Origin of the sequence: Roseivirga sp. E12, assembly GCF_017592825.1 — a bacterium.
Classification (GTDB): domain Bacteria; phylum Bacteroidota; class Bacteroidia; order Cytophagales; family Cyclobacteriaceae; genus Roseivirga.
On sequence record NZ_JAGFMD010000001.1, the window covers coordinates 1446196 to 1472382 of the forward strand.

General features: G+C 42.4%; 21 protein-coding genes. 12 read left to right on the top strand and 9 right to left on the bottom strand.

Annotated elements, in window-relative coordinates:
* Positions 1-279: 279 nt before the first annotated feature.
* From J4E76_RS06415 to J4E76_RS06430, 4 genes are all read right to left on the bottom strand, one after another.
* Positions 280-1281: a hypothetical protein gene (locus J4E76_RS06415; RefSeq protein ID WP_208502245.1), complete on the bottom strand. Its 1002-nt coding sequence runs from the start codon at positions 1279-1281 to the stop codon at positions 280-282.
* A 92-nt stretch (positions 1282-1373) separates the two neighbouring features.
* The gene (locus J4E76_RS06420; protein WP_208502247.1) at positions 1374-2573 is read right to left on the bottom strand and encodes a hypothetical protein; all 1200 of its coding nucleotides are present in this window, start codon (positions 2571-2573) and stop codon (positions 1374-1376) included.
* Positions 2574-3000: 427 nt separating this feature from the next.
* On the bottom strand, positions 3001-4188 hold the full coding sequence (locus tag J4E76_RS06425; protein ID WP_208502249.1) for a hypothetical protein: 1188 nt from the start codon (positions 4186-4188) through the stop codon (positions 3001-3003).
* Positions 4189-4612: 424 nt separating this feature from the next.
* Positions 4613-5599, bottom strand: a complete 987-nt coding sequence (locus J4E76_RS06430) for a hypothetical protein (protein ID WP_208502251.1) — start codon at positions 5597-5599, stop codon at positions 4613-4615.
* Positions 5600-5917: 318 nt separating this feature from the next.
* On the opposite strand from J4E76_RS06430, the gene purL reads away from it, so the two are divergent.
* The 6 genes from purL (at position 5918) to J4E76_RS06460 (ending at position 12678) form a co-directional block, all read left to right on the top strand.
* The gene (gene purL, locus J4E76_RS06435) at positions 5918-9613 is read left to right on the top strand and encodes a phosphoribosylformylglycinamidine synthase (protein WP_208502253.1); all 3696 of its coding nucleotides are present in this window, start codon (positions 5918-5920) and stop codon (positions 9611-9613) included.
* 188 nt (positions 9614-9801) lie between these two features.
* Positions 9802-10146 carry a hypothetical protein gene (locus tag J4E76_RS06440; protein ID WP_208502255.1) on the top strand — a complete coding sequence of 115 codons (345 nt, stop codon included), beginning with the start codon at positions 9802-9804 and terminating at the stop codon, positions 10144-10146.
* 180 nt (positions 10147-10326) lie between these two features.
* Positions 10327-10785 carry a hypothetical protein gene (locus tag J4E76_RS06445; protein WP_208502257.1) on the top strand — a complete coding sequence of 153 codons (459 nt, stop codon included), beginning with the start codon at positions 10327-10329 and terminating at the stop codon, positions 10783-10785.
* A gap of 45 nt (positions 10786-10830) precedes the next feature.
* On the top strand, positions 10831-11256 hold the full coding sequence (locus J4E76_RS06450; RefSeq protein WP_208502258.1) for a VOC family protein: 426 nt from the start codon (positions 10831-10833) through the stop codon (positions 11254-11256).
* Positions 11257-11267: 11 nt separating this feature from the next.
* Entirely contained in the window at positions 11268-12200 is a 933-nt protein-coding gene (gene mmuM, locus J4E76_RS06455) for a homocysteine S-methyltransferase (RefSeq protein WP_208502260.1), read from the top strand.
* A 118-nt stretch (positions 12201-12318) separates the two neighbouring features.
* Entirely contained in the window at positions 12319-12678 is a 360-nt protein-coding gene (locus J4E76_RS06460; RefSeq protein WP_208502262.1) for a DUF2200 domain-containing protein, read from the top strand.
* Between the two features lie 378 nt (positions 12679-13056).
* On the opposite strand, the gene J4E76_RS06465 is transcribed toward J4E76_RS06460, so the two are convergent.
* A complete protein-coding gene (locus tag J4E76_RS06465; protein WP_236017287.1) occupies positions 13057-13449 on the bottom strand; it encodes a helix-turn-helix domain-containing protein in 393 nt (130 codons plus the stop codon).
* Between the two features lie 95 nt (positions 13450-13544).
* On the opposite strand from J4E76_RS06465, the gene J4E76_RS06470 reads away from it, so the two are divergent.
* Together J4E76_RS06470 and J4E76_RS06475 are read left to right on the top strand one after the other, a co-directional pair.
* Complete coding sequence (locus J4E76_RS06470) at positions 13545-13910, top strand: DoxX family protein (protein WP_208502264.1); 366 nt, start codon at positions 13545-13547, stop codon at positions 13908-13910.
* A 194-nt stretch (positions 13911-14104) separates the two neighbouring features.
* The gene (locus tag J4E76_RS06475) at positions 14105-14971 is read left to right on the top strand and encodes a LamG-like jellyroll fold domain-containing protein (protein ID WP_208502266.1); all 867 of its coding nucleotides are present in this window, start codon (positions 14105-14107) and stop codon (positions 14969-14971) included.
* Positions 14972-15003: 32 nt separating this feature from the next.
* On the opposite strand, the gene J4E76_RS06480 is transcribed toward J4E76_RS06475, so the two are convergent.
* Together J4E76_RS06480 and J4E76_RS06485 are read right to left on the bottom strand one after the other, a co-directional pair.
* On the bottom strand, positions 15004-17619 hold the full coding sequence (locus tag J4E76_RS06480; protein WP_208502268.1) for an ABC transporter permease: 2616 nt from the start codon (positions 17617-17619) through the stop codon (positions 15004-15006).
* The gene (locus tag J4E76_RS06485) at positions 17616-17945 is read right to left on the bottom strand and encodes a PadR family transcriptional regulator (RefSeq protein WP_208502271.1); all 330 of its coding nucleotides are present in this window, start codon (positions 17943-17945) and stop codon (positions 17616-17618) included. The genes J4E76_RS06480 and J4E76_RS06485 overlap by 4 nt, the downstream gene beginning before the upstream one ends.
* 192 nt (positions 17946-18137) lie before the next feature.
* Here J4E76_RS06485 and J4E76_RS06490 point away from each other — a divergent pair, with 192 nt between their 5' ends.
* Positions 18138-18557: a gamma-glutamylcyclotransferase family protein gene (locus tag J4E76_RS06490; RefSeq protein ID WP_208502272.1), complete on the top strand. Its 420-nt coding sequence runs from the start codon at positions 18138-18140 to the stop codon at positions 18555-18557.
* Between the two features lie 52 nt (positions 18558-18609).
* On the opposite strand, the gene J4E76_RS06495 is transcribed toward J4E76_RS06490, so the two are convergent.
* Positions 18610-19935 carry a glycoside hydrolase family 2 TIM barrel-domain containing protein gene (locus J4E76_RS06495; RefSeq protein ID WP_208502274.1) on the bottom strand — a complete coding sequence of 442 codons (1326 nt, stop codon included), beginning with the start codon at positions 19933-19935 and terminating at the stop codon, positions 18610-18612.
* Positions 19936-20090: 155 nt separating this feature from the next.
* Positions 20091-23363: a sialidase family protein gene (locus J4E76_RS06500; RefSeq protein WP_208502276.1), complete on the bottom strand. Its 3273-nt coding sequence runs from the start codon at positions 23361-23363 to the stop codon at positions 20091-20093.
* Positions 23364-23545: 182 nt separating this feature from the next.
* On the opposite strand from J4E76_RS06500, the gene J4E76_RS06505 reads away from it, so the two are divergent.
* The 3 genes from J4E76_RS06505 to J4E76_RS06515 all read left to right on the top strand — a co-directional run bounded on the left by J4E76_RS06505 (position 23546) and on the right by J4E76_RS06515 (position 26187).
* A complete protein-coding gene (locus J4E76_RS06505) occupies positions 23546-24364 on the top strand; it encodes a pseudouridine synthase (protein WP_370592793.1) in 819 nt (272 codons plus the stop codon).
* A gap of 29 nt (positions 24365-24393) precedes the next feature.
* Positions 24394-25695: a Xaa-Pro peptidase family protein gene (locus J4E76_RS06510; protein ID WP_208502278.1), complete on the top strand. Its 1302-nt coding sequence runs from the start codon at positions 24394-24396 to the stop codon at positions 25693-25695.
* Between the two features lie 78 nt (positions 25696-25773).
* The gene (locus J4E76_RS06515) at positions 25774-26187 is read left to right on the top strand and encodes a DUF6855 family protein (protein WP_208502279.1); all 414 of its coding nucleotides are present in this window, start codon (positions 25774-25776) and stop codon (positions 26185-26187) included.

Below are 26187 nucleotides of genomic sequence, written 5' to 3' on the forward strand. Positions count from 1 at the left end.
AAAACGTTGAATTGGAAAAACACGTGGATACCACTAAGCACCCCGTAAAAACACCTATTCTCACCGGATCAACTTCCATTTTTTACCCTGAAACCCGAGGCTCTGACCCGGTTTGGACATGCCCTCGGTGATAGAACTGCATAGAATCCTTTGACTTGAAATCACATAGACCAGGCTGCGCTACAGCCATTGCCTGACCATGCATGAAAAAAGACTTCACAACGAATCAATTTTCTTGATCAAACCGTGAAGTCATGTCGTTTAAGAAAAGGGCTCCGCTCAGAGAAATTCTGACTGGATAAAGCCATCAATTTCGCTCTTCCAATATGTCTGGGCCTCTACAACTTTGACTTTCTTATCAAAGCCTGTTGCATTTTGAGCATCACATATTTTGCGCTGGGCAGAATTAAGACGATCTTGAATAATGGTAAATGGCCCTATGATCTCAGATATCTCATTGTTAAAAGCACTTTTAGCAACTCCATAATTTGCCAGTCGCTGCATGACGTCATTCATCATGGGGTTTAGCGAATTTACTCGTTCATTAAATCCATTTTGAAATGCCTCTCTACCGCATGGCACACTCACGATGAAGTTGTTGAGCTCCATGCTTCCCCGCTCAGCAAATTGCCTCAACTCACCCTGTAAGGCAGCCATGTTATCCAGACTTTGGTTAGAGGCTGTATTGTAATTACCCAAAGACTCGATCGCAGCATCTACCGATGGCTTTAATGCAGTTGTTTCATTCATTATCACGGTCAACAAAGAATCGATATTGGCCGGAAGGGCTTTGTCAGGAATCCCCAAACTATCAAGCCCTATCGCTACTCGGGGAAATTGTTGAAATAACAACCCACCAACCGGGTTCCAGGTATCTGGAAAACTCAACACCTGTTGGGTCATGTTCTGCCCTCTGAACTTGTATTGTGACAAATACTGACGGTTTATAACAGGAAAGGGCCACTCTAGTGTGATTGGTTCGTAATCCAAACAACCGCCAAATATTGGAATAATACACTGCTCACAATTGACCACCAAAATACCATGATCATCAATTTCACCGATGGTTCTGTAGATGTCCCCACCGTGATTCATCATATTGCCCAATGCATCAAGGGCATTTTTGGCTTTGATGGAGGGGTCGTCCTCCACTACGGTTCGCTGCGTGGTTGAGAACTGGCATTGTGTATTAGCTGAGTCCTTGGTTTGCGTACAGGCCAAAAGACATGTAAGAAGGAGTAAAGTCAAAAACTTCGGAATACTTCGGTTCAACTTTTTCATAGCTGGCTTATTCTGGTAGGACTGTAATTGGGTCTCTGATTTATTTTTCGATTGAAAAGAAAACCGACCCGAAGGCCGGCTTTAAATATCCGTCAGCTACTAGTTGGATACTGAGCTGGGTACTGAACTGAGTCGTTATAAGAAACGAGCGAATCTGTTATAAATTCAGAAGTATTGGTCGCTATGGCATTCCACTCCTTCAGTGCCACTGTCAGGTGAATGGCCTGCACAATTTCACTATATGACCCAATCTTGCTAAATGGCAGCTTTGTAATGGCCGTAATTTGGGTGTTTTGCGAAAGCCAAACTCCCTGGATGGTATACAGATCAGTTTTAAATTTTGACAATTGGCTGCTGACTTCAGACAACATGCTATCAAACGAGGTCAAATCGAGAACCAATCTGGTCTTTTGAGACAATGCCTTTTGTTCATTACCAATTTTCTTCATAAAACCATTATAGGCATCTAGTTCTTCGACTGCCAGGTGCCCGAGTACGCCTCCTGCTACTGCTCCCAGTGGTGCTAGAAGGCCCAATGAAATTACAGCAATGCCAATAGAAGAAGTGGTAGCACCAATGGTGTAGTTTTCCCAGGCCTTGTGTGCAGCCGTTGCTTTCCCTTGTAGTGAAGCGATGGTTGTAGTGTCTACATTTTCCGCTGCTTTAGCCGCTGCAATTACTTTTGACTCACTGTCTACATACTTCTTGATGCCTTTTTGTGCCGCAACGAAATTGGCCTCGAAAGTACTCAGAGCATTCTGTAAAGCTACAATTTCGCTAAGTGCCCTCTTGGCTGTAGCCTGCAGACCACCAGTTGGTGACATAATATCTGCCAACACTTTTTTGTTTTCCTTGGGTGAATTGGTAATAAAATTCTTCAGTGCACCCAAGTTACCGTTGTAGGTAGTAGCATGCATACTAAGCCTGCCGGCCATCCAGGCACAGTGAGCAAAGACACTTTTAGGAGGAGTATCTCCCGACAAATAATTAGGGTTTTTCTCAATATTATGACGCAGTGTGGTTGGGCTGCCCATCTCTGTTCCCAATGCCTGTATTTGCTTCATGGCCGCAATACAATCATCAATCAGTGACTCATCAGAAAAACTACCATACCTAGCAGTAAAATCATCTTTTGTAATGGGCATCTGCAAACAAGTAGTGATGAAAGACTGTAACTTGAGCCAGTCTATTCCGAAAAGAATAAAGGCTTTGCCGTCTGCGTTTTCGAGTTTGTTGGATGGTGCAATAGATGTGCCCATCCCCTTTTTGGTTTCAATGGTAGAAGTTGACATGTTTTCTTATTTTGGTTATTGTTTTGATAAATATTCATCAGCAACCCGCTGAGACATTCAAAACATGATAGTTCAAAATTGGAGAATCATATAAGAGTAGGTAAGGGTGCAAATGGGTAAAGTAAACAAACAGGGATTTACAACATGAACCCCGTAAAAACCCCTACCAGCGCTCCATTCAGACGCCCAATGGGATTAAATCAAAAAGATCATTCAACCGGTTATAAGAACAATGATCTACTGCCCCTACGATTTAAAAGTGAAACAGAAGAATTGATAGATGCAGCAAGGCCAGTTAGCCTGAATGTCTGGCTGATTATCAGGGCTTTTATAAAAACGGCATGCACCAGTTCTTTTGCCGATGCATGGTTAAGATGTAAAGTAACAAGACCGGGTTCAGTACCAGTCTTGTTAATATTGATAAGCTTTAAGAATACTGAGATGGGTATTGCGTTGAGGTGCTGTAAGAAATCATTGCATCTGTCACAAATTCCCCGGTATTGCTGGCCATAGTGGTCCAATCTGTTAGCGCTGTTGTCAGGTGAATCGCTTCTTTCAGTTCCTTGTAACTACCTATTTTACTGTAAGGAAGATTCATAATATTGGTAATCGCAATATTTTGGTTTGTCCACACCCCTTCTATCTTCTCAAGGCTTGTCTTGAAGCCGGATAAGAGCGTTCCAATACCAGACAACGTCTTGTTGAAAGAAGTCAGGTCAGTTACCAACCTCGTTTTTTGAGATAATTCTACTTTATCAGTTCCAATTTCCGACATAAGGTCATTGTATTTCTCCTTTTCTGCATTGGCCAGCTTGCCCAATACACCATCAGCCGCTATTGCTACAGGTATGAGAATACCCAATGATAAAAAGGCAACTGCGGTAAGTGCAGCTTCGGCTATCGTAAGGCCCTCAAAAGCTTTATGGGCTGCCGTGGCTGACTTCTGAAGGGAAGCAATTTTTGTAGTATCCACCTTTTCAGCAGCTTTGGCAGCCGCTATCACAGATGAATCTTCATCAACATAGGTCGTAATGGCAGATTTTGCACTGTTGAATGATGTCTCAAAAGAGGTGAGCTTCTTTTGTAAATGCTGGATTTCTTTCAACCCCCTCTTGGCTGTAGCCTGCAGACCACTAGTTGGTGACATAATATCTGCCAACACTTTTTTGTTTTCTTTGGGCTTGTTGGTCATAAAATCCTTCAGTACACTCAGGTTACTGTTGTAAGTACTGGCATGAGTACTGAGCCTACCAGCCATCCAGGCACAATGTGCAAAGAGACCTTTAGGCGGGGTCTTACCTGACAAATAATTTGGGTTAGTTTGAATGTTGTGGCGCAAGGTTGTAGGGTCTCCCATTAACGCACCCATGGCCTGTACCTGCTGCATGGCAGAAACACAATCTTCAATCATTTGCTCATCTGAAAAGTTGCCATATCTATTTGTAAAGTCAGTTTTGGTAATAGGCATCTTAAGACAGGTAGTAATGAAAGACTGTAACTTGAGCCAATCTTTCCCAAAAAGGATAAAGGCTTTTCCGTCTGCGTTTTCCAGTTTATTGGAGGGTGCAATAGAGGTTGTGGACTTTGATTTGGTTTCAATCGTAACTGTTGACATGTTTTTTTTATTTTGGTTTTGTTTGAGAAGTTTCGATCAGCAACCTGCTGAGGCTTTCAAAAACTGATAGACCAAAATTGGGGAATCACATAAGGGTGGGTAAGCGTGCAAATGGCCAATGTTGACAAACAGGGGTTTACAACAACATCCCCGTAAAAACCCCTACTAACGTCCGTGAAGTTAGAGGTACTATACAAGTCCAGCAGGCAATTGGAGCGATTCTGACTAAGTTTAGAATTGATGGCCCAGTCAATGTCAAGCACCGAATTTGCCATAAAAAAGAGTTGATTTTTCGAATCAATAATGATTCACCAAGATCATTTAAGAAAGTAAAAAGAGCCCCCAGCGCATAGTATTCAAGTTGACAAACTGACGACTGCAACCTTCTGAGTAGAACAAAGACTGGCGGACCTCCATAATTGACCTAGCCAGCCCCAAATTCACTTGTGATATATTCTGTCACTGAATCTTTCCAAAACGTCTGAGCCTCGGTTATTTTAATTGACTTATTAACGCCCGTTGCGTTTTTAGCCTCCCATAATTTACAGCATGCCGAAACAAAGTTGTCGAGCAAGTCGGTGAGAGGCCCTAGTATCTCAGAAACCTCATTATCAATCTTTGTTTTGGTCACTCCATAATCGGTCAGCTTGGTCATCACCTCGGCCAGTTCGGTGCCCAAGGCATCCGACTTCTCTTTCCACATGTTGAGCATGGTCTCACGGCCACAGCGGAAGCCGGTCTCATGTATTCTGCTGCTACTTTCTGTCTGTTTTTTACTAAACTCTCCATAGACTGTATTGAAAGCATCCAGGTGCGTGGTCACATCTTGATTGTATTTACCCAATGACTTACTGGCCGCATCCAGCGAGCTATGCAGCCCACCAATGTCTTCGATGATTTTCGATATATGAGTATTGGTTGTATCGGATGGATTACTCAATCCATTCAGCGCCTCTGTCACTTTAGGAAGCTCCTCAAAAAGAGTCTTGTGCAGGGGGGCATAGTGATCGGGGAATTTTACAACTGCTTCGGAAACATTGAAGCCATGAAGCCTAAACTCGTCTGCATAGCAATATAAAACAGGAAATCTCCATTCAACCCTTGTCCACTCCCAATACATACAGCCTAAACCACTTGGGGCTGCGCAAAATTCGCAGATTTCAAAAATCTCCGTCAAGTTTCTGACACCGAAGACCGCATCAAGTATCTTTTGTTTATCATTAACCGTCTTAGTTATTTTCTCAATTGCCTCCTTGGCCTTAACCGCGGGGTTATGACCAAAAGATACTGGCTGGGCTATTTGATAAGGGCATTTCTCTGCTTCCTGCTTCGTGGTTTGTGTGTAAGCAGATGTGCCTAACATTAATAGCATCAATACTAAGCAGCTCTTAATTTTATTTGATTTTTTCATATTCCGCATGTTTTAAATCAGAGTTTTAAAGCAACCGGTGACAATGGTAAAGTATGGTTTCAGACATGGAAGTTAACCACAGTCAGCAACCTGCTGAGACTTTCAAAACTCGATAGATCAAAATTGGAGAATCATAAGGGAGGTGGGCAAGCGTTCAAATGGCCAAAGTAGGCAAATGCGTGTTTATATCAGATACCCAGTAAAAACACTTGGTTAATGATAAGAAAACCTCTTCTTCACGAGGAATATTCATGGTGTCAAACTCAAAGATTTTCTTAATTTTGCCAGCGGTATTAACACCCAAAACCAATCGTTCTAATGATCCAATTTTTCGATGCCGGGGCTGGCAAAATTTATGCTGTTGGCCTCTCTTCGCAACTCGCGTCACAAGACCTTCCAAAACTTGAATGGCTCTTCGGAAATGCCTCACTGATACAAGGCGAAACTCTGGAGGGCTTTTTTGTTGGTCCACGAAAAGAGATGATTACTCCTTGGAGTACCAATGCCGTGGAAATCACCCAAAACATGGGCGTTTCCGGTATCGAACGCATCGAAGAGTTTGAAAAGGTGGAAAGTGAAAACACGGCTTTCGACCCTATGCTTCAGGTCCTTTACAAAGGACTAGACCAAGAGCTTTTCACTATTGATATTGAACCTGAAGCCGTTCGCCATATTGAAGACATTGCGACTTACAACCAAGAAGAAGGACTTGCCCTTAGCCAAGAAGAAATTGACTATTTGAACGAGGTCAGTGACAAATTGGGTAGAAAACTTACCGATGGCGAAGTATTCGGCTTTTCGCAAGTCAATTCAGAGCACTGCCGTCACAAAATCTTCAATGGTGTGTTTATCATTGACGGGCAAGAAATGCCTAGCTCCCTTTTCAAAATGATCCGCAAGACTTCTGAGGAAAAACCAGAAGGATTGGTTTCAGCTTACAAAGACAATGTAGCTTTTACACAAGGACCTGTGGTAGAGCAATTCGCTCCTGCCACGCAAGACAAAGCGGATTGGTTTGAAACCTCCGACTTTGAATCAGTGATCTCGCTTAAAGCAGAAACACACAACTTCCCTACTACTGTAGAACCCTTCAATGGAGCAGCAACTGGAGCTGGTGGAGAAATAAGAGATAGAATGGCAGGCGGAAAAGGTTCTATGCCTTTGGCAGGAACGGCTGTGTACATGACCTCCTACTCTCGCCTAGAAAATGGTCGTGATTGGGAAGCCAATATGCCAGAACGCAAGTGGCTCTACCAAACCCCGATGGATATCTTGATCAAAGCGTCCAATGGAGCGAGTGATTTCGGGAATAAATTCGGTCAACCATTGATTTCCGGATCGGTACTGACTTTTGAGCACGAAGAAGGTGGCAAGAGACATGGCTTTGATAAAGTGATTATGCTTGCCGGTGGCATTGGCTATGGTAAAAAAGAAGATGCTTTAAAGGCCACTCCTGATCAGGGTGACAAGATTGTAGTGATGGGTGGTGACAACTACCGCATCGGTATGGGTGGTAGTGCAGTATCATCGGTAGATACAGGTGAGTTCTCAAGTGGCATCGAACTCAATGCCATTCAGCGTTCGAATCCTGAGATGCAGAAGCGTGTCTACAATGCGGTTCGTGCCATGTCAGAATCGGGTAAAAACCCAATCGTATCCATTCACGATCATGGTGCTGGAGGGCATTTGAACTGTCTTTCAGAGCTAGTAGAAGAAACCGGTGGAACGATCGATGTCAAAAAACTTCCGGTTGGAGATCCTACCCTTTCAGACAAAGAAATTATTGGTAATGAGTCTCAGGAACGTATGGGGCTTGTGATCAAGGAAGAAGACATTGCCTATATGGAGAAGGTGGCGCAGCGCGAAAGAGCTCCTTTCTATGTAATCGGTGAAACTACTGGCGATATGCACTTCAAGTTCGAGAACAAGGTTTCTAAAGAAAACCCGATCGACTGGAATCTAGGGCACATGTTTGGATCGTCTCCGAAAACCATTTTGGAAGACAAAACGATCGACCAGAACTTTAGTGAGGTTAGTTACGACATTAAAAAACTTCAAGAATACCTAAATGGAGTTCTTCAGCTGGAAGCTGTCGCCTGCAAAGACTGGTTAACCAACAAAGTGGATCGCTGTGTTACGGGCCGTGTGGCTAAGCAACAGACGGCAGGCCCACTCCAATTGCCGCTCAATAATCTGGGTGCCATGGCACTAGACTACAGAGGTGAGAAAGGTATTGCTACTTCTATTGGACACGCACCAGTTTCAGCTCTTGTCGATCCGGTAGCAGGTTCTCAACTTTCCATTGCAGAAGCATTGACGAACATTGTATGGGCACCAATAGAAAATGGGCTTAGTGGCGTTTCACTCAGCGCGAATTGGATGTGGCCCGCTAAAAACGAAGGAGAGAACGCAAGACTCTACAAGGCAGTCGAAGCCGTTTCAGACTTTGCCTGTGACTTAGGAATCAACATACCAACAGGTAAAGATTCCATGTCGATGACACAGAAGTACAAGGACGGGGTAGTTTATGCGCCTGGTACGGTAATTATATCTGCTGGTGCGGAAGTCACCGACTTGAAAAAGATTGTTGAGCCCGTTTTACAACCAGACTTTGAGTCTACCCTCCTCTACGTAAACTTATCTGATGGTGAGTTTAAACTGGGTGGTAGCTCCTTTGCTCAAATCGTGGGTAAGGTGGGTACCTCTGCTCCGACTATTGATGATGCTGATCGCTTTGCCAATACCTTCAATATGGTACAAGCTATGATCAAAGAAGGCAAAATCATGGCTGGACATGACGTTTCTGCCGGTGGTTTAATCACTGCCATGCTCGAAATGACTTTCGCTCAAGTAGACCTTGGTATAGCAGCCAACTTGAAAGCCATTAAAGGCATTGACGATATTTCGACTTTCTTCTCAGAGCAACCTGCGCTATTGATTCAGGTAGCTAATGAAGACTTGGAAGACATAAAGACGTTATTCGATACCATCGAAGCTTCTTATTTGGAAGTGGGTAGCCCAATTGGGGAGCCTATCTTATCTATCCAGACGAATACACAGAGTTACTTGATGGACATTGCGAGCCTGAGAGATACTTGGTATAAGACTTCTTATCTATTGGATCAGAAGCAGTCTGGTGAAGACTTGGCTAAGCAACGATTCGATAACTATAAGAAGCAACCACTTTCATTCACCTTTCCTGAAGGTTTTGAAGGACAGTACGCAGCATTAGGACTCGATCCTGATCGCAAAGGCAAGACAGGTATCAAAGCTGCCATCATCCGTGAAAAAGGAGTGAATGGAGATAGAGAAATGGCCTACGCAATGCACCTGGCAGGCTTTGATGTAAAGGATGTCCACATGACAGACTTAATCTCCGGTGCGGAAGACCTTAGCGATGTCAACTTTATCGCCTTTGTTGGTGGATTCTCTAACTCAGATGTTTTAGGTTCTGCCAAAGGCTGGGCAGGTGCCTTCCTTTACAACGAAAAGGCTAAGCAAGCACTAGACAACTTCTATGCCCGTGAGGACACTATCTCTCTTGGTATTTGTAACGGATGTCAATTGATGGGAGAACTTGGATTGCTCTACCCTGAACATGAAGTGCATCCAAAGCTAGATCATAACATTGCCCATAAGTTTGAGTCGGGTTTTGTCAATGTGACTATCCCAGAAAATAACTCAGTGATGCTCAGCGGACTCGCTGGCTCACGACTTGGTATTTGGGTAGCGCACGGTGAAGGGCGTTTTAGACTTCCAGAAGCCGAAAACGAATATCACGTAATTGCTAAATACTCGCATGAAGCTTACCCAGCTTCTCCAAATGGTTCTGACTACCATGTAGCTGGGTTAGCCAGTAAAGACGGTAGACATTTGGCCATTATGCCACACTTTGAACGTTCCGTATTCCCTTGGAACTGGGGGAACTATCCTGCTGACCAAAAAGCGGATGTACTTAGTCCGTGGATCAAAGCCTTTATGGCAGCTAAAGAATGGGTAGCTGAAAAGGCTTAGTTGTTAGACACAAGGTTTTAGATAGTAGACAACAGAAAGGAAGCTCAGTATTGGGCTTCCTTTTTTCGTAAATTATGGCACGCACAAGGGATGGGAGAAATACTTATATATTTTACCCACGTTCTAACATTGCCTACTCAATTGCCCTTATTGCTTTGAAGAGATTAAGCGAATAACTTAATGTAATTATGCCCGCTGTCTACCGTGTTTATGTAATCGAATTATCAAAAAAAGTATTCAGTGAGAATACTCGATTCAGAGAAGCCAATCCTCAATTCAATGGTGTTTTGGAATGCCTCTATGTAGGCATGACCAGTAAGACTCCCCAGGAAAGGTTTAAACAGCATAAAACTGGACATAGAAGTAAAAAAGGGTACAAAATTTCTTCCAACATTGTAGAAAAATATGGTTTATACCTACGCCCTAGCCTCTACAACCACCTTAATCCTATGACCCGAACTGAAGCATTAAAGACGGAAGAGCAACTGGCTTTAGCACTTAGACGAAAACGTTACGCAGTGTGGTTTAATTAAGCCTAACTAGAATCAGGTCAGACATTTAAGCACAGTAAGTTCATTGCCGTTCTAAGAGATGGGAAAAATACAATCCCCACTAGATAATCTAGAGCTGAAAGTTTAGCTTTAATGAGTGTTATACAACGTTGGCTACACTTGAAGAGCCACAGATAGCAACAAAACAAACCGACTGATAAAATGACAACAAAAAACAAATTGGATAAAATGTTTGGGCCAGTCGGGACTTCGGCAGGAATCTTTACGTTTATTGCTGGATTGATTATGACCTACTTTGCCTTGACTGGGATGATTTTGGTTTTGATAGGCGCTTTCATCGGATTTTCTTCAACAAGCACGGTGATAGATTTTGATAAAAAAAGACTAAAGTTTACGAACAATTTTTTCGGGATTATTCCGAGCGGACAATGGATTTCTATTCAGGCAGACATGAAAATTGGCATTCAAAAATCAAATACCGTTTGGCGGGCTTACAGTTTGAGTAATCGGACGCTTGATATAGCTAATAATGATTATAGACTGATACTGTATGATGCCAATGGTAATGAGATTATGCCAATGCAAAAATCATCTCATTTGGATGCTGCAAAATTGGATTTGGATAAGTTTAGCAAGCAGTTGGGTATAGGAGTAATTTGATTATTCTCGGGTAGTATAAGGAGCAGAAAAGTTAAATAACACTTTATGATAACAGTGAACCCATACATCTACTTTGACGGGAATTGTGAAGAAGCATTTACTTTTTACGAATCAGTTTTTCGTAAAGGCATCAGCCATATTAGTAAATACAAAGACGTACCGAAATCAGATAGGAATATTTTCCAAGAGTCTGACGAGAAAATCATGCATGTCACCCTACCTCTGAGTAAAGAGACCATGTTAAATGGCTCAGATAACTCATTGGTATATGAGCAAGTCGCAAAGCATAAAACCTTTACGCTTATCATTCATGCTGACAGTAAAGAAGAGGTTGACAGATTATTTAGTGAGCTTTCGCAAAATGGACAAACAATAGTACCAGTAGGTTTGACATTCTGGGGTGCTTACTATGGTCAATGCATTGATAAATTTGGCATAAGTTGGAAAATAACTTTAGCCTCAGAAAACTAGCAGTCCATTGCATGAGATTCGATAAATTCTTTGAAGCTCCTTACCCACTCATTCTAGATGGAGGTTTATCTAATGTACTCGAGTCCTTCGGTTGTGATTTAAATCATCGGCTATGGACTGCTCAATTACTAGCCAACAGTCCTGAAACTATCATTGAAGCTCACCTTGAATACCTAAAGGCTGGGGCACAATGCATCATTACCTCCAGCTACCAGGCAAGTATTCCAGGACTTATGGACATGGGTTATAGTAGGGACATGGCCGTAAAGCTTATTTTGAAATCAGTTTTGTTAGCTGAAGCAGCTGTAGATGATGTTATGGACTCAGGGATAGTTAATGTCAAACCACTCATTGCGGCCAGTATTGGGCCTTATGGTGCCTATTTGGCAGATGGCTCTGAATACCACGGCAACTATGGTGTTTCTGACAAAGTATTAAGAGATTTTCACGAGGAGAGAATAGGCATATTGAATAGCTCAAATGCAGACATTCTAGCCTGCGAAACTATTCCGAGTATTCAAGAGGCTCGGATACTTTCAGACATCCTATACCAAGTAGACAAACCTGCTTGGGTTTCTTTCTCCTGCAAAGATGGGCAGCATGTAAATGACGGATCAAAAATAGAGGACTGCGTCTCAATCTTCAGAGACCACCCAACGGTTTTTGCGGTCGGTCTTAACTGCACAAGCCCCCTTTATATTTCTGGATTAATACAGCGTATAAAGGCAAGTTCGGGTGACAAAAGAATAATCGTCTACCCTAATTCCGGAGAAGCATATAATGCCGAGAGTAAAACCTGGAGAGGCCTATCAGAGCCAGGGCATTTTGTTGAGATGTCAAAGGAATGGGTGAAACTTGGTGCGGATATCATTGGAGGATGCTGCAGAATAGGCCCTGGGCACATAAAAAGTATAAGTAGCAATTTCTCAAAAGGTAAAAGCTAGGTAGAATTGTCCTCCAATGAAGTAGAATCTTGCCACTCACTAAAGCCTTCGAATGGAGGCCTTGTAGTGAGTTTTTATTTTTTATTAACTTGATTACTATCAATAACCGAGTTAAGTCATGAAAACAACCCCTGAACATAATGAGCGCGTAAGAACAATGATTTTCTCTTCATTTTACCCTCATTACGTTAATCGAATTGAAAAAAACGGCAGAACTGAAGAAGAACTGCGTCAAGTGCTAGAGTGGCTAACAGGTTTTGACTCGAATAAACTACAGCAGCTCATTGATGACAGGGTCACAGTTGAAGAATTCTTTCAAGAAGCAAACATACACCCCAACGCTCACCTGATTAAAGGGGTAATCTGTGGCTATAGAATTGAAGAGATTGACAATTCACTTACACGTCAGGCTAGGTATATGGATAAGCTCGTAGATGAATTGGCAAAGGGTAGGAAGATGGAAAAGATCATGCGGTAAGATTAAAACACCTTGTTAACCACCAGTCGGCTGCCGAGATTTTTTCCTCTATGAATTAACAGATTGTAAAAAATCCAGCTGAAAACTTGGCATTTGAGATTTATGAGATCCAAAAAAGCTCTAGTAGAAAACAGTTTTTCTCTGACTTGCACACCATCATTCTAGAAATATAGACGGCAAACCTTATCATGAGTTAATACAAGAACGATTTTATCGGCAAGTCAGCAAAGTAAACTTGCAGTGGCCATGTTGAAAACGATAGGTTAGTTCTGCATATAGTAAATACCATTTGGACTGCTGGAGGTGGAATTACCGGTAACCTGAAGTAAAAGGCATTACTTTACATTGTATTCAAATGCCTTGTTTATCATTGATACGTTAACACTTGTCCCACATTTTCCCTTCTACATTAAGCACCTTTTTTCGATGCTCTACTCCCCAACGGTATAGTTCAGTCATTACAGATTTAGACGTCCTGCCATACTCGGTAATACTATATGTTACACTCACTGGACGTGCATCTCCTACCTTTCTGCTAATCATTAAATTCTCTTCCAGAAACTTTAGTTCTTTCGATAGCATTTTTGGTGTTATACCTTCTATTATATTCTCCAATTCCTTAAACCGACAAGTCTCGTAAAAGGTCAGTGCGGTAATAATTGGTATCTTCCATTTACCACTGAAAACCTCAATCGCATCCCTAATTGGAATCATGTAGTTACCATAGTGCTCCTTCATAGGCACTTTTGTATTCTCCTCATTGCCTGTCATTGCTATACTTTTGGATAGTGCTATATTTTATATAGTCGCTTTGCAAAAGAAAGCATTCAAACTACTTTCGCCAACAGAAACAAATGATATCTGAAATGAAAAAGAGAGATTTAATAATCCAGAGATTGGTCACCGCAATATTCAGTTTAATGATTCTTGCTGGCGCCATCACATATTTCGTCCAATATGAGATGGTAAGCGAAATGTTTACAAGCCTAGGTGTCCCGACAGGAGTAATCTACCCTTTGGCCATTGTTAAAATATTGGGAATAGCAGCAATATGGCTGGTTAAAAACCCAATGATAAAAAAATTAGCCTACTTAGGTTTTGCTCTTGATTTGGTAATGGCAATAATTGCCCATTTGAATGCTGGTGATGGCGGAGCATTTGGTCCAGCCATTCCATTGCTCTTGCTGATCGTATCATATGTTTTCTATAGAAAGACAATAAGTCTTGAATAATCTTCCCGAAGCTAAAGGGTGAATAATCCGGACTAAAGAGGCAGCCCATCCAAGGACGACAAAATTTCAGGGAGTTGAGAAAAATTCATACATACTTTCAAAATCTCTCATCCAAAGGTCTGTACAACTTTACTTGAAACTTCTTTATTTGAACATTGAAGATCAAACATTCTTAGCTAAACTGGGCATAAATCATGATAGACTCTCGTATTGGTATCGCAGTTGGTGTATTATTCTCACTACTCTCCTGTCAGTCCAAACCATCATCAGAAATTAGGGATGCCTTGACATTCTATGCTTCTTTTGACAATGGAACCAGTGCAGATTTCGCATTGGGAGATGCTAACATGTATACTGCCACAGCATCTTATGCTAACTCAAGTAGAGTTTTAGAAGATACTCAAGTCGGTATGAATAACCCTGATTACAAAATTATAGAGGGTAAAGGTTTATTTGGAAATGCATTTGAGTTTGCTAAAACCGATTCGAAAGTTGTGTTCTATAAAAGCAAAGACAACATTGCCTACGACCCGAAAAACTGGTCAGGTAGCATCTCATTTTGGTTAAGTGTAGAGCCTTCTAAAGAACTTGATGGATATACAGACCCAATTCAAATCACTGACACAAATTTCAATGATGCATCCATTTGGGTAGACTTCACCGATACCGCGCCTCGTGACTTTAGACTAGGTGTAATTGGAGACAAAGTAGCCTGGACCCAGGACACCCTCACAGCATCTGTAAAGGATGTATTTGACAAGCGTATTGCAAGCGTTAAAGCGTCTCAATTTTCAAGAAGTTCATGGACGCATATCCTTATCTCTTATGATGACTTGGGCACTCCAAACAGCTTGGCAAGCCTTTACATCAATGGAGAAAAAGCAGGTTCAGTAAACGGAATAGATGATCCGTTTATCTGGGACCTTGATAAATCAAACATCTTTCTTGGGCTGAACTTCAGGGGTCTAATGGATGAACTGTCAATTTTCAATAAACCCTTGACAGACAAACAAGTCATGGAACTTTACCAACTAAAAAGTGGTATTCAATCGATTCTCTGACCTTGGTTACTAAAGAACCTGAGCGTCCCTCCCTATTCATCCTTTAAACATTCTACAGGATTCGCTTTTGCAGCACGCATGGCCTGTAAAGCAACAATTGACCATGCCAATAGAACCACAACCGCTCCAGACGTAATGAAGATGCCACTGGTCAAATCGATTCGATAGGCAAAACCATCGAGCCATTGCTGTGTCAGGTAATACCCAATGGGCATTGAAATTACAAGTGCGATCACCACAGTTTGGGTTAGGTCTCGGCTGAGCAGCGAGATGATCCTCCAAACATTGGAACCCAATACCTTTCGAATTCCTATTTCCTTTAATCTTGTCTGAACAGTAAAGGCGGCAAGTCCTAAGAGTCCAAGGCAAGAAATAAATATGGCCACTAGTGCGAAGTACTTATATAACTTAGCGGTACTCTGTTCCGCACCATAGAGTTCTTCATAGTCTTGATCCAAAAATTTGTACTCAAAAGGCAGATTAGGATTGAAAGTATGGTACAATTCCTCCAATTCAATGAGGGTTTCGCGCTCTAAACCAGCCTGAACTTTCACAGCTATAGTATTGGCATCTTCAGGTACCAAGATTAAAAATGATGGTTTAATCTCCTGGTGGAAAGATTGGAAGTGAAAATCCTTCATAATGCCGATCACCTCCCTCTTTCCTCTGATATCATAGGTCTTACCAATTGGGTTTTCTAAGCCCATGGCCTTCACAGAAGTTTCGTTCAGTATGATCTTTGACTCTTCATTAGCAAAATCTCTAGAGAAGGAACGCCCTTCTAACATTTCTATACCCAGAGTTTCTACATAATCATAGCCGACTCTGGCGAAAGTAAACGAAATCGAAGGCATGCCTTTTCTTGGACGTCCTCCACCAGAATTGCGAAAATTGGCAGCACTACCTTCCAGCATAGTAGCGTTTTGAATGCCTACGATTTTCTTTGCCTCCACTAAAAAGGCCTCTTGATTCTCAAGTAGTTTCCCTTCCATAGGGAAGGTCAACACATTGTCTCTTTCATAGCCAAGGTTTTTAGATTGGGTGTATTCAATCTGCTTGGTGACTACCATCACCGTGACAATCAGTATAAGGGATACGCAAAACTGAAAAACCACCAGACCCTTCCTAACCACCACCTCACTTACGGATGTTTTTAGCTTACCCTTTAAAATTTGAATAGGCCGAAGTCGGGAAATGAAAAAGGCTGGGTAGCTTCCGGCAATCAATCCGGTTATCAAGACAATAGATAAAATACCAAGCACCAATTCGGGCGTCCAATTGACAAGAATATCTCTTCCTGAGATGATACTCAGTTTTGGATAAAGGGCAATGGCACCAAAGACTGCCATCAAAGAGGCCATCCCTGCCAAAATCACTGATTCGGTGATATGCTGTAGTGCCAACATCGGTCTGGATGCACCTACCACCTTTTTAACACCTACCTCCTTCAATCTTCTAAAAGCCTGGGCTGTGGACAGGTTCATGAAATTGATACATGCCACTAATAATACCATCAGCCCTATGGCAGAAAAAAGGATGATATAGTCGATTCGCCCACCTGATTGCACGCCATTTTCATAGCGGTTATAGAGGTAACGTTTTGAGTATTTTTCCAGAAACATATGCTCCCCCCATTCAGGGCTCTTTGTTGAGTTATCGGGATATCTTTTATTCCGAAAAAAGGCTGCCAGTTTCTCGCTAAACTGCTCCACATCTGTGTCTTTATGAAGGGTGACATAAGTTCTGGAACTATTGCTATTCCATTTACCATTGCCTTCACTCCGCTTGTTTAGAAAGAGCTTCTCTGTCAATAAAAAGTCGAATCTTTCAGAGACATTTTGAGTAGAGAGATCAACTATACCTGTCACCACATAGTCGCCAGCATATCGAGCGCCATATTCAGTTTCTCCCAAAATAGAAACGACCTTACCCAATTCAACTTCTTGATCAGCAGACAAGGATTCAGCCATTTTTTTCGATAAGACGATGCTATTCTGATCTACAAGTGCCCGATCTCTATCTCCTTGAACGAGGTTATAAGAGAAAATTTTGAAAAAATCTTCCCCAGCCAGCATTCCATCTGCTTTGATTTTCTTTTCACCCAGAGACAAATAGACTTCTGACCAAACTTCTACGTAGAGTGCTGCATATTCTATTTCGGCAATCTCGGCTTTCAGAGCAGGTACGAGCAAGTCTGAGTTGTTGTCATGAACACGGATACCTTGACCATAATCTGAGTATCTCATCACCTGATACAGTTGTTCGTCTTTCTCATGAAAAGCATCTACAGTTACTTCACTATATACCCAAAAGTAGATCAGTAGTGCCGATAACAGTCCAACAGAAAGCCCAGTCAGATTGATGAGGAAAGAGCTTTTATAGCGCTTAAAGTTTCTAAGTGTAATTAAGAGATTATGTTTAAACATGGCGGTTGTAATTGAGTATTTGACTTGATAAAATGCTTTAATAAATCCGGGACGAAAACAGCGCAATACGCCCCAGAAGAATTTTCTCCGAGCACTTTTTGGCGATTCCGCATGGAGTTGTTCAAATAATTCGATCAGATCGCCTTCGAACTCTTCGAGGTAATCTTCTCGGCAAAACCAGCGGAGAAAGCGGAGCGCTCTTTTAGGTGGCTGTGGTTTCATTGACCAAATGAAATTTTAGGGATCTGTTGGTAGATACTGGTTCTTAGCTCATACTGTCTGTCAAGAACTCGCTTACCTAGAGAGGTGATACTATAATACTTCTTTCTTCTCCCCCCTCTTTCATTAGTAATACCTCCAAAACTAGATTCCACGTAGCCCTTGTTTTCCATTCTCTTAAGGACAACGTGAATTGCGCTGATGTTGAGTTTCTTATCCAGCTTAGCGCTCAATTGCTCCAGAATGAGCACTCCATAGGCTTCTGAATTGTTTGCTGCAACAACGAGCAAAACCAGCTCTTCAAATTCACCAAGTGATTGTTCGGACATAAGACTCTATTTACTTAACAAATATAAAAGTAATTATTAATTTCATATTTGTTAAGTAAATAACAAATCCATTTTGAAAGGGTTGCACAGGCTTCCATAACTCTTGGCGAGTTATTAGGAATCAGCACTTCCACCTAAGCATTTGTTTCAGTAGATTAGAGGGGAGTTTTTCGGTTTTAATTGGTATTCAATATGGAAGTCTTTTTCTACGGCCTATTTATGGACCTTAACATTTTATCTAAAAATGGTATCGAAGCCAGCAACATAAGAAAAGGCTACTTAGACAACTATACTTTGAAGATTGGGAATCGAGCCTCCTTAATCCCAAGTAAGCACAAACGATCATATGGTTTGGTAATGAGCGTTGATAAGAACGCGATTCAAAGTCTCTATGCCGAAGCCAGCGTGGCCGACTACATTCCCGAAGACGTGGTGATCACATTAAACTCTGGAGACACAATGGAAGGTGTATGTTACAACCTACCTGCTGAATCTCTGACGGGAACGAATGCATCATATGCCAAGTCTCTCCATTCATTGGCTGAGTCACTAGACTTTCCAAGTGACTACTTAAAGAAGATCAAAGTCATGTCTGAGGTAAGTGATTTGTAATTCGGAATGCCTTTTTATGTTACCGATACCCTCTTCACATATTTTAATACCGCTACTTATTCACATAGAATGGAATGTTAGCATGAGCAGTATGACCTTGGTTATCATCGACATAGATAAATAGCCGATAGGCCCCTTCCTCTGACGGAGCAGTAAATTCCAAAGTTGCCGATAATTGATCACTCCCAACTAGCCCTTCTATAACTTCGGGTACTTCCTCGGCATCTCCTCCGGTGGCATTGGTTGTGCTTTCTTTCATTATTTCCCAACGATAGACCAATTGATCGTTGTCAGGGTCGGTCATATCGATAGATGCATTATACTTCTGGCCAGCAGACAGCTTGATATTATCATAAGGCCCTTTGGACTCCAATGTGAATGAGTTGATCCTAGGGCTTCTATTCTCTGGCCAAGTTCCATTCCAAATATTATGCATCATGTCAATTGACTCGGTCTCCTTACCATCAGGCATGAACATACCGAACCAGGTAGGTGTTCTTTCCTGCTTCTGTCCCCAAAGGAATACGTAAGAACCTATGACTTGAGGTCTTTGAGATTCAATAGCTTTTCTATAACGACTCATATAAAAGTCTGCTTTCACTGAACTGTTATTTTCAACTGGAGCTCCCCACTCCGTGTTGCCAACTTCCCAGTAGCCGGTCGCTCCCCACTCTGTTACCATTAAAGGGCCTTCCCATCCTGATTCTTTTAGCAATCTTGGAAGAATCTCTACTTCGGCATACATCTGAACGCTCAGTATATCCAAGTCCGGTGCTCTTTCCATAATCAAGTGGACAAACTCCTTATTCATCCCAGCTAGTGAGGTTGTTGTCAGGTGATTAGGATCGATCTCATGGATCATCTCAGAGATTTCATTGACAGCATCCCAAACTTTTGGGTTCTCCGCTTCGTGATTTAGCTCATTACCGATTCCCCAAATGATAAGCGCAGGATGATCCTTTAACTCCATCACTTCTTTTCTGATTCTTTCCAACTGTGCCTTTACAGCCTCCTCATCATCATAATCAAAACCGTGACGCTCTCTGCCAACGTCAATCCCCATTGTCACCTTAAGTCCATGCTTATGCGCATCATCTAGTACTTCTCTTCCTGAACGCTGTCCGTTATCTGTCCTCCAAGTCCTGAATGAATTCGCTCCATGAGCCGCTAGTTTTGGGATACTCCCAAACTCAAGACCAGCACCTTGTATAAAGAAGGGTTCGCCATTAAGTTGTAGTTCAAAGCCAGACCCTTTCTTTACAAGGGTAGCTTTTGTGACTTCAGACTCATTCGCTGATTTCTCAGAAGAACAGCTCAAAAAAGCCAAGAGCAAAAGAATGATTGCCAAATATGATTTGAGGTAAGATTCGCGTTTCATTTTTTCCGTTTGGTCCTGAATATATAAAAAGATGATTCAAATTCCTTTGCCTACGTTTGCATTGCCTGTATACAAACAAAACGAGCTATTATCTACCAAAAAAAGGAAGGGAAGCCTGAATACGGCTTCCCTTCCTTTTCGAACTTAATTACTTCCTATTTCTTTCTGCCGGGAGTAAATGGAGCTCCTGCCTTTTCGAGTTCGGCCTCGTAAGCCGTTAGAGCGGCAAAGAAATTCTCGGCCTCTTTCAAGAATTGGGTAAAGCCTTCTTCGGCTATACCCAGATCCCTCTTCTGTGTCTCCGTTGGCAACTGCGTTGTGGCACCATGCCCGCCAATGGCAGTTCCCATACGCGATCTAATGGATGGTGAAGTCGATTCGTTTTTGGACGAAGGAATTGGATCACCATTAAGGCTCTTCCTCAAATCAGCCAAACTACTATTCAAGGCTTTCAATGTTTCGAACATTGCTGGTGTGACCCTTGGTGTCTTAGGCAAGGCAGCTCTTATGAACCTTAATTTCTGAGCAGCTTCACCCAGTCTAGAATTTGTATTCGACATTTGTCTGGATAGGACATTGCCTCGTCTTTGGAAGGCTGCCACTGCCTGGTAGTCTGCTCCCGAGCTAGCGTTAGGCGCAGCTTTTACCATAAACTCTTGTGGAGCTCCTTGCGACTCAAGCGAACCGTTATTTAATACAAACAGCTCTACGGAATACTTTCCTGGTGCCACTAGTGGCCCTTGTGGTGTACCTGCCCATGGCGGTCTAAAACCAGGCTGACTCAAATTAATAGGGTTTGAGGCTGGCAGTCTCAAATCCCAAGTGGTGCGATGAAGCCCCTTACCAGAAGCCCCTTGAATCCATCGGACTGATGCTCCGCTTGCATCCCGTACCAATAACATAGAACTAGGGCTGTCTTCTTTTGATTCCTCTGCTAGTTTATCCCAACCCGGAAATGGAATGCTCTCCCCCTTATCACTCATTGCCTTCTCTGCAGTTAAACGCTCACTACGAGAGGTCTTTGGCATATCATGGAGATAATATGTAATGATTGCCCCGAAATCAGGGTTCTTGGACTTATAGCTTGTGCTACCTGCAGTTGGCATTCCTGCTGCCTGCATTGGTGCATTAGGTATATACCACCAAGCATCTCTTATCGGAAAGACAGTATTCGATTTGGCTTGCATAGCCTGACTTATACCACGTAATGGGGAATAATCATCCAATACATAGATACCACGACCGAAGGTCCCTCCCACCAAATCGTTATCTCTTGGATGAAGCTCTACATCTCTAAAGGGAATGGTTGGAACACCAGCCATCTTAATCCAATTTTTACCCATGTTTGGAGAGAAGTAAATACCATATTCAGCTCCCAAGAATAATAGATTCTTATCTACATGATCTTGTTTGATAGACCAAACAATGGTTCCCTGAGGTAAATCACCGGCAATTGATTGCCAAGACCTTCCCTTGTTCGCGCTCATAAAGAGGTATGTATTATAGTCGCCTAATTTGTGAGCATCGGCAATGGCAAATACTGTGTTCGCATCATGTTGCGAGGCTTCGATGTCATTGATAAATGATCTTTCTGGCACTTTGGGAAGGCTACCCGCTTTCTTCCAACTCTGTCCGTCATCTTCACTCACATGAATCAAACCATCGTCAGAACCTGTGTAAAGCAAGCCTTTGGCTACTGGAGATTCTGAAATACCCGTCAATGTCGCATACTTTGACATGGCGCCATTGTCATACAAGGCATCCACGCTTGGTACCTTATCCATCATTTCCAGCGTATAGCGATTCGTATTTGTCGTCAGGTCTTGGCTAATCACAGTCCATGAGTCGCCACGATCTTCGCTTTTCCAAACTCTCTGTGAACCGAAATAAATGGTCTTACTGTCATGAGGACTTACAATAATTGGTGCGTCCCAATTGAATCGTTCGGGAGCATCCCCAGGAGCCGGAGAGGGTTTGATTTTTATAACTTCCTCTGTTCTTCTATCCAATCGATTTAACTCACCACCCTGAATCTCCATATAGACGATATTTGGATCTTCTGGATCGAAGGCTGCATCGTAGCCATCTGCCCCTAGAGGGATGTACCAATCCTGATTTCGAACACCTTCCGTATTAGTGGTTCTCGATGGCCCAATCAGTGTTCCTAAGTCTTGAGCCCCAGCGACTATATTATAGAAAGGTTCGGCATTGTCGAGTGCAATCTTGTAAAACTGAGCAACAGGCATGTTAGGAAAGTGTCGCCAAGTAGTTCCTTCATCGAAAGTCTCGTAAAGCCCCGCATCCGTTCCGGCAATCAGGTGATTCCCGTTATCCGGATCGATCCACAAAGCGTGATTATCACTGTGCTTCTCTCTTCCAGTACCAAGTACATTAAAGTCTTTACCGGCATTTCGTGTCACACGGATGAATACATCCATTTGATAAATCAAATCTGGGTTTTGTGGTGAAGCCTCTATTTCTTGATAATAATGAGGTCCTGTACCACCTGAAGTATAGCTATTTTGCTTAGCCCAACTTTCTCCTTTATTGGTAGACTTATAGAAGCCTTTGTTTCGGTTATCTGACTCAATGGTCGCATAAACAAGATCTGGATTTGCAGGCGTAACAGCGAGTCCGATTTTACCCATGTCTGCTCTAGGAAGGCCCGTAGTGATCTTCTTCCATGTGGAACCATTATCTGTAGACTTATAGATTCCAGATTTTGGCCCACCAGCCAAAAGCGACCAAGTCTTTCTTCTTCGTTGATAAGCAGCAGCATAGATCACATCAGGATTTGAAGGGTCAAATTCAATATCCGTTACGCCCGTGTTTTCATCGATTTGTAGAGTGGCCGTCCAAGTCTTACCACCATCGGTAGACCTATATAATCCTCGCTCTCCACCAGCTGACCAAAGCGGTCCTTCTGCTGCGACCAGAACAACATCGCTGTTCCTAGGGTCAATCAAGATTTTTCCGATGTGCTCAGACTTTGCCAAGCCCATTCTTTGCCAAGTAGCTCCAGCATTGGTGCTCTTGTACACGCCATCTCCCCAGCCGACATGACGACCACTAACATTTTCGCCTGTGCCTACCCAAACTGTACTTGGGGTATTTGGATCTATAGATACCGTGCCTATTGAATAGGATGCTTGATTGTCAAAGACTGGTTTCCAGGTAATTCCGCTATTATCGGTTTTCCAAACACCTCCAGAACCTACGGCTACATACCAATTACTCTTATTATGAGGGTTTACAGCAATATCGGCAATACGCCCTCCCATAACGGCCGGACCAATGTTACGCAGTTTGAGGCCATTGGCTGCACGCTGCAAAGCTGCAGCGTCTACAGACTGAGCGGATAAATTGGACAATGAAAACAAGCAGAGGATAGACAGCAGGAGCGCTGCGCTTTTTCTGAGGCTGAGCATAATATTAATTTAAGGTTGATAATCTGAAGACCATTTTGACAGATTAGACAAAGAGGTCTATGTAAAGCAAGTTAAAAATTGTTCTTTCATATGCAGAACCAGTTATCAAACAAGTCATTAAAATCTCAGAGAGCCATACCGTTCCCTCACTTACCACACCCCTCCGGCTTCAAGAGTATGGTGTGGGTATATTCCAAAGCGCTCCCACCAAATCGGCACTAAAAAAAGCAATAAAGAAGCAGCACATAAAAGTAAATGGGCTTCCCGCTTCAACAGCAACTTGGATAAAAGGTGGAGAAGTCATTGCCATCACTGTTCCAGAAGAGGCTAAACCCAAAAAGACACTGGTTTTCTCACTTAAGATATTATTTGAAGACGATCACCTCGCCATAATCCATAAACCAGCAGGTATTCAGGTGAGTGGAAACAGTTTCAAGACCATTGCCAATGCTCTTAGCCAAAACCTTAACCAAAGTAATGAGTCAGACGCTATAGTCCCACAACCTGTACATAGACTAGATTATGCGACTACGGGTCTTCTCTTAGCAGGAAAAACTTCCAGTAGCATTCGCGCCTTAAATGCATTGTTTGAGAGTAAGTCCATAGGCAAGACCTACTATGCCATAACTATTGGAGAAATGGAGGAAAGCGGAGTTATTACCTCGCCCGTAGATGGTAAAAATGCCATATCTAGATATTCAAGGGTCGATCATGTTCACTCAGATCGGTTTGGAAGGTTAAACTTGGTAGAACTAATTCCCGAAACTGGCCGAAGGCATCAATTGCGAATACACCTCGCAAGTATTGGCAACCCCATTTTAGGAGATCCGACATATGGAGTTGATGGTTTAATATTAAAAGGGAAAGGTCTATACCTTCACGCTTACTCACTCAATTTTATTCATCCCATAACTGAAGAGCATATCCATCAGGCAGATGAGCTCCCATCGAGATTCAGGAAGATTTTTCCTACATGGCTACCTCCTCGGAGAAGTTATTAATTAGTATTTTAGGTCAAAACACTTTGACCATGAGAGCCTTTATCACAACCCTCCTATTACTCATTTGTACTACAGCATTTAGTCAAGAAGCCATGCGCAGGTGGCGGAAGATGAATCAAGTTCGCAATGACAAGTTCGACTTAGTTCTTCCCGAAGTCATGCGAGAGAATGATATCGATATGTGGATTATCATGAATCGTGAAGGCAATTTGGACCCACTTTATTCAGATATGGGTGAAGGCTATGTAGGCTCCTTCGGAAGCTATTACATCTTTACCGATCGTGGTGGCGATCGGATAGAACGTGTCTCTCTTGGGAATGACGGTTATTTATTGAAACAAGGAGGTGCATATGACTACTTTGGTTCGGTGGATGAACTTAAAGAATTCGTCACTGAACGAGACCCTAAACGTATCGGACTGAACATTTCAAGAAATATTGGCGGTGCGGATGGCCTTACACATTCAGGTTATCTTGAGTTGGCCGAAATTTTGGGCAAAAAATATGAAGACAGGTTTGTTTCCGCAGAAAAACTCGTTTCTGATTTCCGGTCAAGACGTGTTGCCAGTGAGATTGCCATTTATGGCGAGGCTGGAGAGTTCTCATATACCATCGCGGAAAGGGCCCTTTCTAATGAGGTGATCACACCTAGTATTACAACTCTTGAAGACGTGGCATGGTGGATGAAAGAGCAACAATTTAAGCATAACCTAGGCTCTTCTTTCGGCATGCCATCAGTATATATTACTGGTCCGAATGGTGTAGAAGCAACCTCTTCTGACAGAATCATACAAAGAGGCGATGTCATAATGATAGACTGGGGCGTAGGGCTTATGAACATGTTCACTGATATGAAAAGGATTGCTTATGTGTTGAAAGAAGGTGAAACCAAAGTTCCGGCTGGCATTCAAAATGCGTTTGACCAGAGCATGAAGGTTCGTGATATAGTTCAACGAACGATAAAGCCAGGGGTAACAGCCAAAAAAGCTGAGGAAGAAGTTTATAAAAAACTTACTGCAGCGGGTTTCAATCGAATGAAAGGTTTTAATCAATCTACCGACCTGGATATGACGGATGTGATTATCGGCTGCCACTCTGTTGGTAATTGGGGTCATGGTATTGGCCCTTCCATTGCCTATTGGAATCCCATCAGGATCAACTATGAACTGAAGCCTTCTAACTTAATTTCTATTGAATTCTTCGCCTATACAAAAATCCCTGAATGGGGAGGAAAGAAGCTCAGAGTACCCATAGAAGATGATGCAGTCATTACTACAAGAGGAATTGAATGGTTGTACCCAATAAACCCGAGAATGTTAGTTATCAAATAAATGATAATTATGCTTTCTCTTTTGCAACCGAAGAGACAGTTAACAGGTCTAAGACTTAAAAACACAACCAAAGCTACTATGAATTATAGAGAAGCAATAGGAACAAAGGACAATCCTCTAGTGCTAAAGACACCTCCGCAGAGCTCTGAATACACTATGCATGTAGATGAAAAAGATGGCAAGGAAATATTAGTTTGTACTGTCAAGACCACCATACTCCACTATGATATCCAATGCATTCGTGATCTTCATAACATGTTGAAAGAACATGGCGACTGGATGGAATTGGGGAGCAAAGATGAAAAACAAGAAACCAAGGAAGGCACAGTAGAGCACTGGGGTCGTTCACCCGAAAACCCCGTTGGTGGTTGGTATGGATTAAAAAAGAATTTTCGAGGAAGGTTTGGCATGTACCTTCCACCTTTAATGGAAGCCCTAGGTCTTGCTGAAGTGACTCATGAAAAGCGCGGTAACCAAATGAGGGCAAAATAA